At 54.5% G+C, this 15031-nt stretch carries 11 protein-coding genes; all 11 read left to right on the top strand.

Going from position 1 to position 15031, the window contains the following annotated elements; translation table 11 throughout:
- The first annotated feature begins 230 nt into the window (after positions 1–230).
- The gene (locus tag WBG83_RS04040; protein ID WP_336742909.1) at positions 231–1961 is read left to right on the top strand and encodes an ankyrin repeat domain-containing protein; all 1731 of its coding nucleotides are present in this window, start codon (positions 231–233) and stop codon (positions 1959–1961) included.
- Positions 1962–2300: 339 nt separating this feature from the next.
- Entirely contained in the window at positions 2301–3323 is a 1023-nt protein-coding gene (locus WBG83_RS04045) for a LacI family DNA-binding transcriptional regulator (RefSeq protein WP_336742910.1), read from the top strand.
- Between the two features lie 254 nt (positions 3324–3577).
- Positions 3578–4894, top strand: coding sequence for an extracellular solute-binding protein (locus tag WBG83_RS04050; RefSeq protein WP_336742912.1), 1317 nt, complete (start codon positions 3578–3580; stop codon positions 4892–4894).
- Between the two features lie 173 nt (positions 4895–5067).
- Complete coding sequence (locus WBG83_RS04055) at positions 5068–5925, top strand: carbohydrate ABC transporter permease (protein ID WP_336742913.1); 858 nt, start codon at positions 5068–5070, stop codon at positions 5923–5925.
- A 13-nt stretch (positions 5926–5938) separates the two neighbouring features.
- Entirely contained in the window at positions 5939–6769 is an 831-nt protein-coding gene (locus WBG83_RS04060; protein WP_336742914.1) for a carbohydrate ABC transporter permease, read from the top strand.
- 182 nt (positions 6770–6951) lie between these two features.
- Positions 6952–7983, top strand: a complete 1032-nt coding sequence (locus tag WBG83_RS04065) for a sialidase family protein (RefSeq protein ID WP_336742915.1) — start codon at positions 6952–6954, stop codon at positions 7981–7983.
- A gap of 132 nt (positions 7984–8115) precedes the next feature.
- Positions 8116–9039, top strand: a complete 924-nt coding sequence (locus WBG83_RS04070; protein WP_336742916.1) for a dihydrodipicolinate synthase family protein — start codon at positions 8116–8118, stop codon at positions 9037–9039.
- 26 nt (positions 9040–9065) lie between these two features.
- A complete protein-coding gene (locus tag WBG83_RS04075) occupies positions 9066–10856 on the top strand; it encodes an L-fucose isomerase (RefSeq protein WP_336742917.1) in 1791 nt (596 codons plus the stop codon).
- Between the two features lie 26 nt (positions 10857–10882).
- Positions 10883–12559 (top strand): ribulokinase, encoded by a 1677-nt coding sequence (locus WBG83_RS04080; RefSeq protein WP_336742919.1) that lies wholly within the window; start codon positions 10883–10885, stop codon positions 12557–12559.
- Between the two features lie 384 nt (positions 12560–12943).
- On the top strand, positions 12944–13648 hold the full coding sequence (locus WBG83_RS04085) for a response regulator transcription factor (RefSeq protein ID WP_336742921.1): 705 nt from the start codon (positions 12944–12946) through the stop codon (positions 13646–13648).
- Positions 13645–14982: a sensor histidine kinase gene (locus WBG83_RS04090; protein WP_336742922.1), complete on the top strand. Its 1338-nt coding sequence runs from the start codon at positions 13645–13647 to the stop codon at positions 14980–14982. The genes WBG83_RS04085 and WBG83_RS04090 overlap by 4 nt, the downstream gene beginning before the upstream one ends.
- Positions 14983–15031: the final 49 nt, after the last annotated feature.

Raw genomic sequence — 15031 nt, forward strand, 5'->3', positions numbered from 1 at the left:
GTAAGTCGATAAGTCCGATAAGACCGGCGCCGGGAATTGGGCATGAGCCGCGCGCGCCGAAAAAAATATAAGGCACCGAACGCCCCTGAGGACTGCGGCATCTTGTCCGCTTTAAGCTCTCAAGGCGTATCGGGCCTTTTTTTGATGAAGATTTTACCAAAAGCCGTTATAATACGACAGGTAAAGGCTTGAAAATCGGCTGATCAGCGTCATTTGGGGGGACAGAAGCAGTGTATTGTTCATTTTGCGGGAAGCCGCTTCAGACGGAAGACCGGTTTTGCAGCGGCTGCGGCACGGCAGTTCAAGCGGCAGCGCCGAATCCGGAGAAGCTGAAGAGGGGTTATTCTATTTTTTTCGGACAAGGATCAGAGTATTACACGAAGCAGCTGGAGGTACGGCGGAATTGGAACTGGGGGGCCTTTCTGTTTGATTTTTACTGGATGCTGTACCGGAAAATGTACCTGTATGGCGTGCTTTTTCTGATAGCATCCTCCGTCGTGGTGAATACAATCGCGTCTTTTTTCAGGGGCAGCGGCTATCCTTCCATTGAAAAGGCGATTGCAGCCGGGCTGCTCGTCTATTTTATACTCAAGGTCGTTCTGGGGCTGGCGGCTAATAGACTGTACTTCCTGCATGCGGGCCGCACAATAGCGAGGGTGCTCCGGCTGCCTGTAGATGAGGAACTCCGGGAGAAGGAGCTGGCCCGCCGCGGCGGTACAAGTCTGGTCTGGCCCGTTGTGCTTCTTGTGCTGCCGGCAGTGATTGCCCTGGCTGCGTTTGCCGTTTCCTTCAGCATGTCATACCGGGCGGCGAGTGAAGCCATCACGAAGCAGGCGGCGCTGCAGGAGCAGCAGCGGTCCAGGCAAGAACAGACCGTGAGCCCTCGTCAGCAGAAGGAAGTGTCTTCTGTTCCCGTTGGAACCGGTGAAAGCAGCCTTCATTCCGAAGATTCGCAGCCGGGAGGCGCGGCGGGCGGGGAGCCCGTCGATGTCGATGTGCGGCTTCTCCAGGCGGTAACCGCCTTGGAGGAAGGGCTGACGAAGAGCCTGCTGCAGCAAGGCGGTAATCCGAACACGGTCAATGCCGCCGGCAAGCCGCTGCTCTTTATTGCTGCAGAGGGCAACAAAACCGGGCTGGTCCGGCTGCTGCTCGAGGCAGGAGCGGAAGTCGATGACAATCAAGGCAATACCCCACTGCCAATCGCGGTAAGAGCCAACAATGTGGAGATGGTGAAGCTTCTTCATCAATACGGAGCAAGCGTACGTTATGTAGAGGAAGGACAGCGGTCATTGCTGGAGGTCGCTCAGCAGGCGGGCTTCAAGGACATGGCTGCCGTACTGAAGGCTTATGCGGCCGAGGAGCTGGCTGGCAGTATCCAGCCGCGGTTTACGTTTGAATTATCCGACAGCCGGGGCGATGCGTACACGGTTTCGATTTTGGCCGACGATGAGAGACGTACAATCACAGATACTCCCGGTGGAGGGGATATGCCGGGGGATCCGGTTGTGAGCGGTACGTACCAGGTGCTGCTGGAGCCTCATGGCTCAGCGGCGGGCAGTACGGACATTCAGCCTGTAAAGCTGTTTCCTGATGAGCAGTCATTCGGGCGCTTTAACCTGAATCGCAGCGATATGGTTTACGTCCTGCCCGCCCAGAGAAAGGGGCAGCCGGATATGTTGGCGGTCACGCAGTACGGCACCTCAAGCTTCAATCTTGCGCGGCTGTTCTATGTGCACGACGGACGGCTGGTTCCTGTCCGCTGGTCCTACGATCAGGGGACCGCGGAAGGCAGGAGCAGACTGGATTGGGAGGTGGGCTCGCTGGAGCAGGCCGGCGGAGACACGCTTCGGACGGTAACCTATTACAACGGGGACGGCAAATACACGGTCATGACTTGGTTTTTTGACCCTGCCTCGGGCACGCTTCAACTAATCAAGAAGGAGCAGACGGACAACCCTTGAGGCGAAAAGAAAGCTCAGCCAGCCGCAAGGGCGGCCCGGCAGACCTCGCGGATCAAAGCGAAGCAGGCTTTGATCCGCGGGGTCTTTGTCTATAGGAGTGGATCGTGCAGCCGTTTTAGGGGGAAGAAGTCCGCCTTGGAACAGCGGATGAAATCGGTTTAAAAATGGACGTTGACATGAAAACGGTTTATCCATATAATAAAGTTGAAATTGCAAATACGTATTAGCATAACGTATTAGCATAACGTATTAGCTAAATTTGCTTCTTCCCATTATTGCCAGTATGATGTAAATATTGTGCAATTTGACGCTAATACGATTGTAATGAGGTGGAAGGCTATGGCCAGCATTAAGGAAATTGCGCAGCTTGCACAAGTGTCGCAGGGCACAGCTTCCATGGTGCTGAACGGAAAGGGCGATCATTACCGCATCTCCGCGGCGACTCAGCAGAAAATCTGGGATGCGGCGAGGGAGCTGAACTATCAGCCGAATATTTCGGCCCGGCGGCTTCGAAGCGGCGGCGAGACGGTACTGCCCATCATTGCGCTGTTCTGGTCGCTGGATACGCGGACGGCGCTGGTTAGCCGGTTTCTCAAAGGAGTTCATGATTCCTTGACAGCCCTGGATAACGAATACGAGCTGCTGATTCAGCCCTATGTCGGTACGAAGCTGAGTGAAGTGCGCAGCCTGGTCACAGGAACACGGTTTAACGGTGCGATTATCGCAAACCCGGCTGAGCAGGACGAGGAGTTTTTGAATCAGGCGAATTTGAATGTGCCCATTGTTCTCTACCAGCGAAGCTCCCATAAATATCCGTTTGTAAACGTAGACGGGTACTTGGCCGGGGAGAAGGTGGCCGAGCTGTTCGCCAGCCGCGGGCACCGCCGGGTCGGCCTTGTTGTTCCGGATGTATCCTCCCGGGCGATTGAGCTCCGCAAACAAGGCTTTCTGACGAAGGCCAGGGAGCTTGGACTCTGCGTGGAGGACAAGCATGTTGTGTATGCGGATTTCTCCGAGCTGGGCGGTTATCAGGCGATAAGGCAGCTGGAGGACATCGGCTCGGAATGGCCGACGGCCTTATTTTTCCTGAGTGATCATATGTCGGTTGGGGCGCTTATGGCGCTGAATGAGCTGGGACGCCGGGTGCCGGACGAGGTTGAGGTTGTTGGACACGATGATAACGAGGTGACGCGGTTCACGATTCCGACCTTATCTACCGTGCATTTGCCGGTTGAAGAAATGGCTGCCGAATGCGTGAAGCTGCTGACGGATCAGATGCACCATAAATCCGGGGTGCCGGTTGGCAAAATCTTGTCTTCCCATCTGGTTATTCGTCAGTCTTGCGGCGGGTTTCCGGAGTAGGCGATAAACGATGACGGCTGTCTTGAATCGGGCGGCCTTCATCTGAATCCATAGCACACTCTGGTACGGAGGTGAAGAGGCTGCTATTTCGGACCATTCAAGAAAACGCTTACATTCATAAGATTCGTCAATGACGGCAATGCTTAGTAAAGGCTTGAATTCAGCTTCTGTTGCTTAAACGCGCAGCCTTGTCCGGGCAGCAGCCCGCCGGGCTTACCGCTTTAAGATATATTCCATCTAAGGGGGAAACACAAATGAAACTGAAAAAAACATTAGCTGTCCTCTTGACCTCGCTGATGGTTGTGACGGTCGGCTGCTCCGGCAAAACCGAATCGAATGCACAATCCGGCGCTTCAGGCGGAACAGCGCAAACCGGTACGGTTAATATTGATTATTGGGGCGGCTGGACAGGTCCCGACTTGAATACAATGAAAGGCCTGGTCGATAAGTTCAATCAGGAGCAAAGCAAGATTCATGTGGAGTTTACATCCCTGCAATGGACACCCTTGTTTACCAAATTCCTGACCGAAATGAAGGGCGGATCGCCGCCGGATGTATTGGCTATGCACCCGTTCGAGCTGGGACAATTCACCGAAATGGGCGTTCTCGATGCCAAAACCGTTGAAGAGGTAAAGCTGAACAAGGCCGATTATTCCTCCTTCGCATGGGGCGGAACGTTCTATAAAGGCACACAGTACGCTGTGCCGCTCGATGTGCATGAGCACGGCGTGTACTACAACAAGGAACTGCTCGAGAAGGCCGGCCTGACCGCACCGCCTAAAACAGGCGAAGAGCTGATTGCCATGGGGCAAAAGCTGACGTTGGACAAAAACGGCAAGCACCCGAATGAAAGCGGCTTCGATGAGAATAACATCGTCCAGTATGGGCTTGGATTCTCGATGAACCACCATGTGTTCTATCAAATGTATGCGCTGATTAACCAGCAGGGCGACAATCCGTTTAATGAAACGATGACCAAGCTGGAATGGGACGAGCAGAAGGCGGCCAAAGCCATCAGCTTCCTGCAGGATCTCGTATTCAAGCACAAAATTGTGCCGAAGGGCGAGAAATCCCCGGTTGATGATTTCACGGCGGGCAAAGTAGCGATGTTTATCGATGGCCCATGGCAAATGCCGAAGCTGGAAGCGTCCAGCGTGAAGTGGGGCAGCGCAGCGTATCCGAAGGTGTTCGACAAGCAGGCTTCCTGGGGTGCGGCGGAGGTGCTGACGTTCCCGCTCAAGCCAAAAGCGGATCCGGCGAAAAAAGCGGCTGCAGTGGAATTCGTAAAATGGCTGGATAAAAACTCCGGCGACTGGGCTAAATCCGGACAGCTGCCTTCCAGCAATGCAGGCATGCAGGTGGCGATGACGCTGCCGGGCCGCGAAGCGTTCATCGGCGGACTGGGCAATGCGGTGCTGCTGCCGGCTCACCCGAAAGCGGCTCAGCTGTTCTCCAGCACGGCGCCAAGCCCGATTTTGACTGCTGCCCAGGATGCAATCCTGAACAACAAGAATCCTCTTGAAATTGCGAAGCAGCTCAAAAAAGAGCTGGACAGCATTCTAGCGCAATAAAAGCGGCAGTCTTCCGCCCGGAAGACCTGCGGCAAAGTAATACGAGTTCCTTGCAGACACACAGAGGAGACTACGCGCCGGATGGCGGCCAGAACTTGCTTCCGGCGCGGCTCCCTCTTCTGAAAAAAACAAAATAAGAAGACAGAAATTTCTCGGAAGGGTTGAAGAAACCTATGAAAAGGCAAGGAAAGGTCGCAGCATTGTTTTTACTGCCTTACTTGTTGGTCTTTGTGGTCTTTCGGTTCGGGCCCAGTGTGGCCGGGCTGTTCGTAAGCTTTGAGAAGTGGAATATTGTCGGGACGGCGACGTTCGCCGGACTGGATAACTTCAAGCGGCTTTTTAACGATCCGATTTTTCTCATCGCCTTGAAGAACACTTTGCTGTTCCTGGCTATGACGCTGCCATGCCTGATTATATTCAGTCTGCTGTTGGCGGCGCTGCTTAATCAGAAGCTTCGTTTCCGCAATTCCGTACGGACGGTGGCCATCATTCCTTACGTACTTATTCCGGCGGTAGTTGGTATTATTTGGAACTGGTTGTATGACAACAACTTCGGGATTTTGAATTATTACTTAAAAGGGCTTGGTCTTCCCCCGGTGGAATGGCTAACCAGTGAGACGTGGGCATTATTTTCTGTAGCGATTGTAACCGTATGGTCTTATATTGGCTATAACATGATTTTGTACCTGGCGGGGCTGCAGGATATTCCAAGCGAATTGTACGAGGCTTCCAAAATCGACGGGGCAACCAAGGTGCAAACGTTTATGAAAATTACGCTGCCGTTGTTAAAACCGATTACCTCGATGATTATAACGCTGACACTTATCAATACCATTCAAATTTTTGACCAAATCTTCGTCATGACCAACGGCGGACCGGGAACGGCAACGCTGACCCTCGTACAGTACTTGTACGGCACAGCTTTCCAGAACTACAACCTTGGCTACGGTTCAACCTTGGGAATCGCGATGCTTGTCATTTTGATTGTGTTTGTGCAAATCCAGTCCAGATTGCTGAAGCTGGATGACTAGGGGGACATCAGGAATGAAATCAATGCAAAAAGTCGGTATTTATGTAGTCATGGCGTTGACGGCAGTTGTGTTCCTGTTTCCGCTGCTGTGGTCATTCATCTCGTCACTGAAGCCGGAGGCGCAAATCGTAAGCTATCCGCCCAAATGGATTCCGGATCAGGTTACCTTCGACAATTACCTGCATGTGTGGGAGCAATATCCGTACGGCAGCTGGATGCTCAATAGTATTTTTATGACCGTGCTGTCAACCGTATTTGTCCTGCTGTTGACGACACCGGCGGCTTATGCGTTCGGACGGCTTCATTTCAGAGGGAAGAAGCTGGTGTTCACGCTGGTCGTGTCTATGCTGCTTATCCCGATCCAGGCTTATATCGTGCCTCTGTTTCTGCTCGTATCGAGTCTGGGCCTGCTTAATTCGTACTCCTCGATCATTTTGGTGGCCGGGGCCAACGTAACCAGTGTGTTTATTTTGACCAGCTTCTTTAAAAGCATCCCGCGTGATTTGGAGGAGGCCGCCCGCATTGACGGATGCCAGGAGTTCGGCATTTTCGCCAAAATCATGCTGCCGCTGACGAAGCCGGCGCTATCCACCGTTACGATTCTGATGTTCATTACGAACTGGAACAACTTCCTGTGGCCGATGATTGCAATTCGGGACAATTCCCTCAAGCCGCTGACCGTAGGGATTGCCCAGTTCATGGGCGGCGCGAACTCAACGGCCCAGTTCCAATACGGGACGTCTCTCGCCGCTGCGTGTATGGCTATTGTTCCTTCGATTATCGTATTTCTTTCCCTGCAAAAGCAGTTTGTTGAAGGGATTGCAAGCACAGGGATTAAAGGCTAGACTCCGTGCCGCACTTGCCATTGCTCCGGGCATTCAGCCCGGGCCTCGGTACAGGATGACGCTGGAGCGGAGCGGTAAGAATCGCTTATTCAAAAACAGGGCCAACCCGATCTGCCCCCGCCGGCTGTTTTATCCGGTAAACGGGCAGATTCGCGGTTATTTTTCCGTTAGGAGGCTTCAGGATGTCAACTGAGCTTGGAAAGGAATTCATTTTTGGGCCGCAGCCGCCATTTGCCAGCTGCCATGCCTCACATCTGACGCTGCTTCCGGATGGCGATATTTTGGCCGCCTGGTTCGCAGGAAGCAAGGAAGGCGCGGACGACACGGCGATCTGGGGCGCAAGACGCCGGCAGGGAAGCTGGTCGGAGCCGTTCGTGCTGGCAGATGAACTGGATGAGCCCTACTGGAACCCGGTATTTCACCGGAAAGCAAACGGAGAGCTTGTGCTGTTCTATAAGGTTGGCCGCCTGCTTAAGCAGTGGCGGACCTTGTTCAAGGTGTCGGCAGATAACGGCCTGACATGGTCCGCTCCGCAGGAGCTGGTGGAGGGCGATCAGGGCGGCCGTGGGCCTGTGCGAAATAAGCTCATTGTGCTTGCCGACGGTACGTGGCTCGCTCCGGCTTCTACAGAGGACGGGATTTGGCAGGCATTTACTGACCGTTCTACGGATGAGGGCCGCAGCTGGACGCGGAGCGGCGATATCCGGATACAGGACATTGATTACAGCCGGATAGAAAGTGTCACCGGCAGTGAGATTCCGGTATCCGATCAGTCCTTTTACGGCCGGGGCGTCATTCAGCCGACGCTGTGGGAGTCTGAGCCGGGGCATGTCCATATGCTGCTGCGCAGTACCGAGGGCCGCATTTACCGTAGCGACTCGGCCGATTCCGGCCAGACCTGGTGCGATGCTTACCCGACGGAGCTTCCTAACAACAACAGCGGCATCGATGTAGTCAAGCTGGATCAGGGGACACTTGCGCTTGTGTACAACCCGGTCGGCACGAATTGGGGGCCTCGCACGCCGTTGTCGCTGAGCTTTTCCACAGATAACGGGAAGACATGGGGAGGCACGATTGTGCTGGAGCAGGAAGAAGGGGAGTACTCCTATCCGGCTATTATTGCTAACGGACCGGAGCTGTTCATTACGTACACCTGGAGACGAACGAGCATTGCCTTCCGGCATGGACGTCTTCCGGTTATGCCTGATGCCTGATGCCATTCGGCCTCTGGCGCGGTGAAGCGTGAGAAAGGGAAGCAGGTTAAAACCGTTTAGGCATTCATAATGGAACATCCAGACTTGCATAAGCAAGGTTAAAATATAGCATAAACATGCGGAGGGAACCAGATGAAACCAAATATCGCCAATGGGGTATGGCCAACGATGATTACCCCTTTTACAGAAGCCAATGAAGTTGATTATGATGCCTTGAAGCGTCTCGTGGATTGGTACATTGCTCACGGCGTTGACGGTTTGTTTGCGGTGTGCCAGTCGAGTGAAATGTTTTTCCTGTCGCTGGAGGAGCGGGTCAAGCTGGCGTCGGCTGTGGTTGAGTATGCTGCAGGCCGTGTGCCGGTTATCGCTTCCGGCCACATCTCCGATTCGTTCGAGGATCAGGTGGAGGAGCTGAAGCTGCTTGCGGATACCGGCGTTGACGCTTTGGTGCTGATCACGAACCGGCTTGCCGGAGAGCAGGAGTCCGATGAAGTGTGGAAAGCGAATTTGGAGCGTCTGCTGGAGCATATTCCGCAGCATATTCCGCTCAGCTTTTATGAGTGCCCGTTCCCGTACAAGCGCCTGATTTCCCCGGAGCTGCTGAAATGGTGCGGAGAAACCGGCCGCTTCTTCTTCCTGAAGGACACGAGCTGCGATATCGAGAACATCCGGGCCAAAATGGAAGCTATCCAAGGCACCGGTCTGAAGCTGTACAACGCCAATACCTCGACGCTGCTGGATACGCTGAAGCTCGGCGTTGCTGGCTATAGCGGCATTATGGCGAATTTCCATCCGGAGCTGTATGTATGGCTGGTGCGTCATGGCCTGGAGAAGCCGGCAGAGGCGGAGCAGCTCAGCGCCGTGCTGACGATGTCTTCGTTTATTGAAAAGCAGCTGTACCCGGTAAACGCCAAATATTATTTAATGCTTGAAGGCGTTCTGACCAATTGTGTGACGCGATCCAAAAATCATCAGGATTTGAGCGCAACGTTCCGGCTTGAGGTCGAGCAGCTCCATCAGCTGACCCAAGCGTATGTAAAGCAATATTCCATATAATCTAATTCGTATTGGAGGAATGTAGGATGTCATCTGAATTTGTCAATCGCTTGCAAGGAGATATGCCCAAGATCGGTATTCGACCGATCATAGACGGCCGTCGCGGAGGGATTCGCGAATCGCTGGAGGAGCCGACGATGAATTTGGCGAAAGCCTGCGCCAAGTTCCTGACCGAAAATTTGCGCCATACGAACGGGCTGCCCGTGGAGTGTGTTATTGCCGATACGACCATCGGCGGGGTTGGCGAAGCCGCACGCGCGGCGGAGAAGTTCCGCAAGGAGGGCGTGGGCCTCACCATTTCCGTTACGCCGTCGTGGTGCTATCCGCTGGAAACCATCGACACCGATCCGCTGATGCCCAAAGCCATTTGGGGCTTTAACGGCACAGAGCGTCCGGGCGCTGTTTATCTTGCGTCTGCACTGGCTGCGCATAACCAGAAGGGGCTGCCTGCCTTCAGCATCTATGGCAAGGATGTACAAGATATCGGGGACAGCTCCATCCCGGAGGATGTTCAGGAAAAGCTGCTGCAATTTGCAAAAGCGGGCCTGGCTGTAGCCACGATGCGCGGCAAGTCGTATTTGTCCATGGGCGGGGTATCGATGGGAATCGCGGGCTGCATCGTGGACGAGGGCTTCTATCAGGATTTTCTGGGCATGCGCAATGAATATGTAGATATGTCCGAATTTGTCCGCCGTCTGGAGCGCGGTATTTATGATCATGAGGAATATGAGCGCGCGCTGGCCTGGACGAAGGAGAACTGCAAGCTCGGTTCGGATGTGAACCCGCTGGAGCTGAAGCGGAGCGACGAGCAGAAGCAGCAGGACTGGCAGACGGTGGTCAAAATGGCCCTGATTGCGCGTGACCTGATGATTGGCAATCCGAAGCTGGCGGAAATGGGATACGGCGAAGAAGCTATCGGGCATAATGCGATTGCCGCCGGGTTCCAAGGGCAGCGGGCTTGGACGGACCATTTCCCGACGGGGGACTTTATGGAAGCGATTCTGAGCAGCTCCTTTGACTGGAACGGTATCCGTGAGCCGTTCATGCTGGCGACTGAAAATGATAATTTGAACGCCACGACGATGCTCTTCGGTCATTTGCTGACCGGCTCGGCGCAAATTTTTGCCGATGTGCGCACGTACTGGAGTCCGGATGCCGTGAAGCGTGTTACCGGACATCAGCTGGAAGGGGCCGCAGCCGGCGGAATTATTCATTTGATTAACTCCGGTCCGGCGGCGCTGGATGGTACGGGCCAGCAGAGCATTGACGGCAAGCCGGCGATGAAGCCGTTCTGGGAAATTACCCAAGAGGAAGCAAATCAATGTCTGGAGGCTACACAGTGGCGCCCGGCCGTCGATTTCTTCCGGGGCGGGGGCTTCTCGACGGACTTCACGACGCGCGGCGGCATGCCGATGACCATGGCGCGGATTAACCTGATTAAAGGGCTTGGGCCGGTATTGCAAATTGCCGAGGGCTATTCCGTTGAGCTGCCGCAGGACGTCCATGATATCTTGGATCAGCGTTCTAACGAAACCTGGCCGACGACCTGGTTCGTACCGAATGTGACGGGCGAGGGTGCGTTCAAGGATGTGTATTCGGTTATGAACAACTGGGGATCTAACCACTGCTCCGTGAGCTACGGCCATGTGGGCGGCGATTTGATTACGCTGGCTTCGATGCTGCGTATTCCGGTTTGCATGCACAATGTGCCGCAGGAGCGGATTTTCCGCCCGAGCGCTTGGACAGCATTTGGCGTCAATGATCCGGTAGGAGCAGATTACCGGGCTTGCGCAGCCTTCGGACCGATTTACGGTTAAGCTGACAATACAGGGGGGAACGGGAAATGGAGAAACGCTTTGCAATTGGAGTGGATTATGGAACGGAATCGGGCCGGGCGGTCATCGTAGATGTGGAGCATGGAGAAGAGCTGGCTGTGCATGTAACTCCATATCCGCACGGCGTTATCGATGAAGTCCTGCCTGTTACAGGCCGTCCCCTGGGACCGGATTGGGCGCTGCAGCATCCGGATGATTATATGGAGGTGCTGCGCCGTTCAATTCCTGAAGTGATTCGCTTGTCCGGGATTCGGCCAGAGCAGGTCATCGGCATCGGTATTGATTTCACCGCCTGCACCATGCTGCCTGTGAATGAAAGCGGGGTTCCGCTGTGCATGCTGGACGGCTATGGTGATGAGCCGCATGCGTTTGTCAAGCTCTGGAAGCATCATGCCGCCCAAGAGGAAGCGGACCGGATTAATGAGCGGGCTGCAGCTCGGGGAGAGACGTTTTTGGCCCGTTATGGAGGGAAAACGTCGTCGGAGTGGATGCTCGCCAAAGCGTGGCAAATTTTGGATGAGGCTCCTGCTGTTTACGAAGCATCGGACCGGTTCATGGAGGCTGCGGATTGGGTTGTGCTGCAGCTGACAGGCAGCGGGCTGCGCAATAGCTGCTGCGCCGGGTATAAATCGCTTTGGCACAAAGCGGATGGATATCCGTCGCCTGAATTTTTGTCCGCGCTGGATCCGCGCCTTGCGGATTTGGCCGAGACGAAGCTGCGCGGGGCTGTGGCTCCGCTCGGCACCAAGGCGGGAACACTGCTTCCGGAGCTGGCTGCGCAGCTGGGGCTGCCGTCAGGCGTTGCCGTCGCTGTAGGCAACATCGATGCCCATGCGGCCGTGCCGGGAGTGGGCGCGACACAGCCGGGGCAGATGGTTATGGCCATGGGCACGTCTTTGTGCCACATGCTGCTGAGCGACAAGGAAATTCATGTCGAGGGCATCTGCGGCGTCGTGGAGGACGGGATCGTGCCTGGGCTGTACGGCTATGAAGCCGGACAACCGGCAGTGGGCGACACGTTTGCCTGGTACGTCGATGAGGCGGTACCGGAGTATATCCGTCAAGCGGCTGCAGAGGAAGGCATTAGCGTGCACGGTCTGCTGGAGCAGAGGGCCAGCAGGCTGCAGCCGGGCGAATCCGGCCTGCTGGCGCTCGACTGGTGGAACGGGAACCGATCTGTTCTTGTGGATGCGGACCTCAGCGGCGTCCTGATCGGTATGACGCTGCAGACGAAGCCGGAGGAGATTTACCGGGCGCTGCTGGAGGCTACGGCCTTCGGGACCCGTAAAATTATCGATACGTTTGAAGCGGCGGGCGTGCAGGTGAGCGAGCTGTTTGCCTGCGGCGGTCTGCCGCAGAAGAACAAGCTGCTGATGCAGATTTATGCAGATATCACCGGGCGCGAAATCAAAATCGCGGCATCCACGCAGACCCCTGCTTTGGGTGCAGCGATGTTTGGCGCGGTAGCGGCCGGTCCAGAGCAGGGCGGCTACAGCAGCATTGCGGAAGCGGCGGCAAAGATGGCGCGCGTGCGCGAGGAAACGGTGAAGCCTAATAGAGAGCATGCAGCTGTCTATGAGGAGCTGTACCGCGAGTATGAGCGGCTGCATGACCTGTTTGGCCGCGGCGGCAGCAGTGTGATGCGGAAGCTGAAGGCGCTGAAGCGGAGCAAGACGGAGATCTAGAAGTACGGGGAATACCATCACCCCTGTTCGTTACTAACCATAATATGGATGCAGAGCGCTTATCGCCTCTGTGCAGCAGCTCCCCCGGTGACAGCCGGGGGAGCTTTTTGTGCTGCCCAGGCGCTATAGCGGATTCAGCTTGCCCTGCCGCTGCTTCCGCAGGCGAAAGCAGTACAGGTCCGTATAAGGAAACGGCCGCCCCCATAGGCCCAAAATCGCCGTAACCGCTAATTTTATTCCTAGAAATAGGAGGTAACGGTTGTATTTCCCCTTGTACTGCGCGAATTTTTATAATTCTTCATTTTTTCGTCAGGATTATGCCAGTATTTATATGGTACATTTACGGTATAGACATGCAGGGCTTAGTCACAGGGAGGGAACCAAATGAAGAAGACGATTCTTGTGGCGGACGATGATGCCGATATTGTGCGGCTCATCTCGGACAATCTCGTTATGGAGCAATTTCACGTCCTCAAGGCGTATAGCGGGAAGGAGGCGCTGGCTCAGGCGGCATCGACCGAAATCGATTTGCTGCTGCTGGATATTATGATGCCCGAAATGGACGGGCTGGAGGTATGCCGGCGAATCCGGGCCAATAAAAACATTCCGATCATTCTAATCAGTGCCCGGGACCGGGAGCTTGATAAAATTATCGGGCTGGAAATCGGGGCCGATGACTATGTCACGAAGCCGTTCAGCGTCATGGAGCTGGTGGCCCGTGTCAAAGCGCATTTCCGGAAGGTGGAGCGGCTGGAGGAGGAAATTTGTATCCGGCGCTCGGCGACAGAGAGCAAGCGGGCTAACCGGCCGCTTGTGCTTAATGAGAACACCTTTGAAGCGCTCCTCGACGGAAAGAAGCTGGATTTGTCCACAAAGGAATTTCAATTGCTTCATTTCTTATCGGAGAATCCGAATATCGTTTTCAGCCGGGAGCAAATTTATGACCGGGTCTGGGGCCATGATTTCGGCGATATGAATACGGTCACGGTCTACATAAAAAACCTGAGAAAGAAGCTGGCACCGAAATCCTTTATCGTGACCATCTGGGGCATCGGCTACAAGTTTGTGAATGAGGCGGACGGGGCATGAAGCTGAGGCTGAAGCTGCCGCTCTTGTTTCTGAGCATCATGATTCTCCTGTTTCTGATGCTCCTTTTTTATGTCCGCACGTTTCTGCTGGGTCAAATATTCGATGAAACCCATGAGTGGCAGCGGGAAAACCGCAGGCAAGAAAGCATCATGGTGGAGAAGGTCCGGCAGCTGTATCCCGATAAAGAGGCGGTCGGCGTTTATTTGAACGATCGGGCCAAGGAATGGGGCATGGAGGTTCAACTGCTCGATCCCGAGGATAGAACGATTCTTTTTAAAACGGATACTAATGTGCAGGCCAAGCTGTACAGCCGCTACCAGCTGCCAATTTTCATAGATGATGATGTGGTGTGGGAGCTGGCGGTAGAATATCCGATGAAGATTACCCAATACAATAAGCATTTTTTTATCGGAATCGTTATCGCGGTCATCTGCTTTATTCTGCTGGCCTTCATTCGTCTGACGATTTATGTTCATCACTTGATTGCCAAGCCGCTGGGCGATTTGAACCAATATTTGGACAAAATCAACCTTTACCGCTACCGCCCTTCCAGCAAGCTGCTCAGCCATTATGCCCGCAGACGGGATGAGATTGGGGAGCTGTACCGCAAGGTGCGGCGGATGGAGGAGCGGCTGCAAATGGCGCAGCGGGAGCAAACGGAGATGGTGGCCGCTATTTCCCACGATCTGAAGACACCGATGACCGTATTGTACGGCTATCTGGAAATGATGACGGTCAACCAGAGTATGACGGAGGAGCAGCGCCAGGAATATTTGCAAATCATGGGCAACAAATTGGTCAGCATGAAGCATCTGCTGGATGAATTCACCGCTTATACGAAGCAGGAGCTGCAAAATAGCGAGCTGCCCAAAAAAGCCGTCCATGCAGCGGAGTTCGTGGAATCGCTCTGCCGCGAGTATGAGCTGGAGCTGGAGGGGCTTGGCTACCGCTTGCTTTGGTCGCACCAGCTTCCGTCCGATGCTGTTGCGTTTATTAACGATCAGATGATTCGGCGCTTGTTCGCGAATTTGCTCAGCAATAGTGTCATCTATGGTCAAAATCCGGGTCTCAATCTGTTTATATCGGCCCGTCTCCATGAGGGCGGACTTGAAATGAACGTGGAGGATAACGGGGTTGGCGTGCCAGAGGGCGAGCTGGCGATTATTTTTCAGAAATTTTACCGGGTGGAGAAATCGCGTCACCGGCAAAAGGGCGGTACAGGCTTGGGGCTGTCTATCGCCAAATCGATTGTCGAGCAGCACGGCGGCTCGATACAGGCCTTCAGCTCCATCCACGGGGGCCTCGGAATCCGGTTTTGGCTGCCGCTGAAATAGCCGCCTGTTAAACGGGCATCGTTCTTTTTTTTCCGTGCCGCGCGCAGCT

Origin of the sequence: Paenibacillus sp. y28 (genome assembly GCF_037137075.1) — a bacterium.
GTDB lineage: Bacteria > Bacillota > Bacilli > Paenibacillales > NBRC-103111 > JBBBNV01.

What these genes read in the sequence shown, in the direction of transcription:
- WBG83_RS04045 (WP_336742910.1), top strand. Translation starts at nt 2,301, where the DNA reads ATGGCCAGCATTAAGGAAATTGCGCAGCTTGCACAAGTGTCGCAGGGC.
- WBG83_RS04050 (WP_336742912.1), top strand. Translation starts at nt 3,578, where the DNA reads ATGAAACTGAAAAAAACATTAGCTGTCCTCTTGACCTCGCTGATGGTT.
- WBG83_RS04055 (WP_336742913.1), top strand. Translation starts at nt 5,068, where the DNA reads ATGAAAAGGCAAGGAAAGGTCGCAGCATTGTTTTTACTGCCTTACTTG.
- WBG83_RS04060 (WP_336742914.1), top strand. Translation starts at nt 5,939, where the DNA reads ATGAAATCAATGCAAAAAGTCGGTATTTATGTAGTCATGGCGTTGACG.
- WBG83_RS04065 (WP_336742915.1), top strand. Translation starts at nt 6,952, where the DNA reads ATGTCAACTGAGCTTGGAAAGGAATTCATTTTTGGGCCGCAGCCGCCA.
- WBG83_RS04070 (WP_336742916.1), top strand. Translation starts at nt 8,116, where the DNA reads ATGAAACCAAATATCGCCAATGGGGTATGGCCAACGATGATTACCCCT.
- WBG83_RS04075 (WP_336742917.1), top strand. Translation starts at nt 9,066, where the DNA reads ATGTCATCTGAATTTGTCAATCGCTTGCAAGGAGATATGCCCAAGATC.
- WBG83_RS04080 (WP_336742919.1), top strand. Translation starts at nt 10,883, where the DNA reads ATGGAGAAACGCTTTGCAATTGGAGTGGATTATGGAACGGAATCGGGC.
- WBG83_RS04085 (WP_336742921.1), top strand. Translation starts at nt 12,944, where the DNA reads ATGAAGAAGACGATTCTTGTGGCGGACGATGATGCCGATATTGTGCGG.
- WBG83_RS04090 (WP_336742922.1), top strand. Translation starts at nt 13,645, where the DNA reads ATGAAGCTGAGGCTGAAGCTGCCGCTCTTGTTTCTGAGCATCATGATT.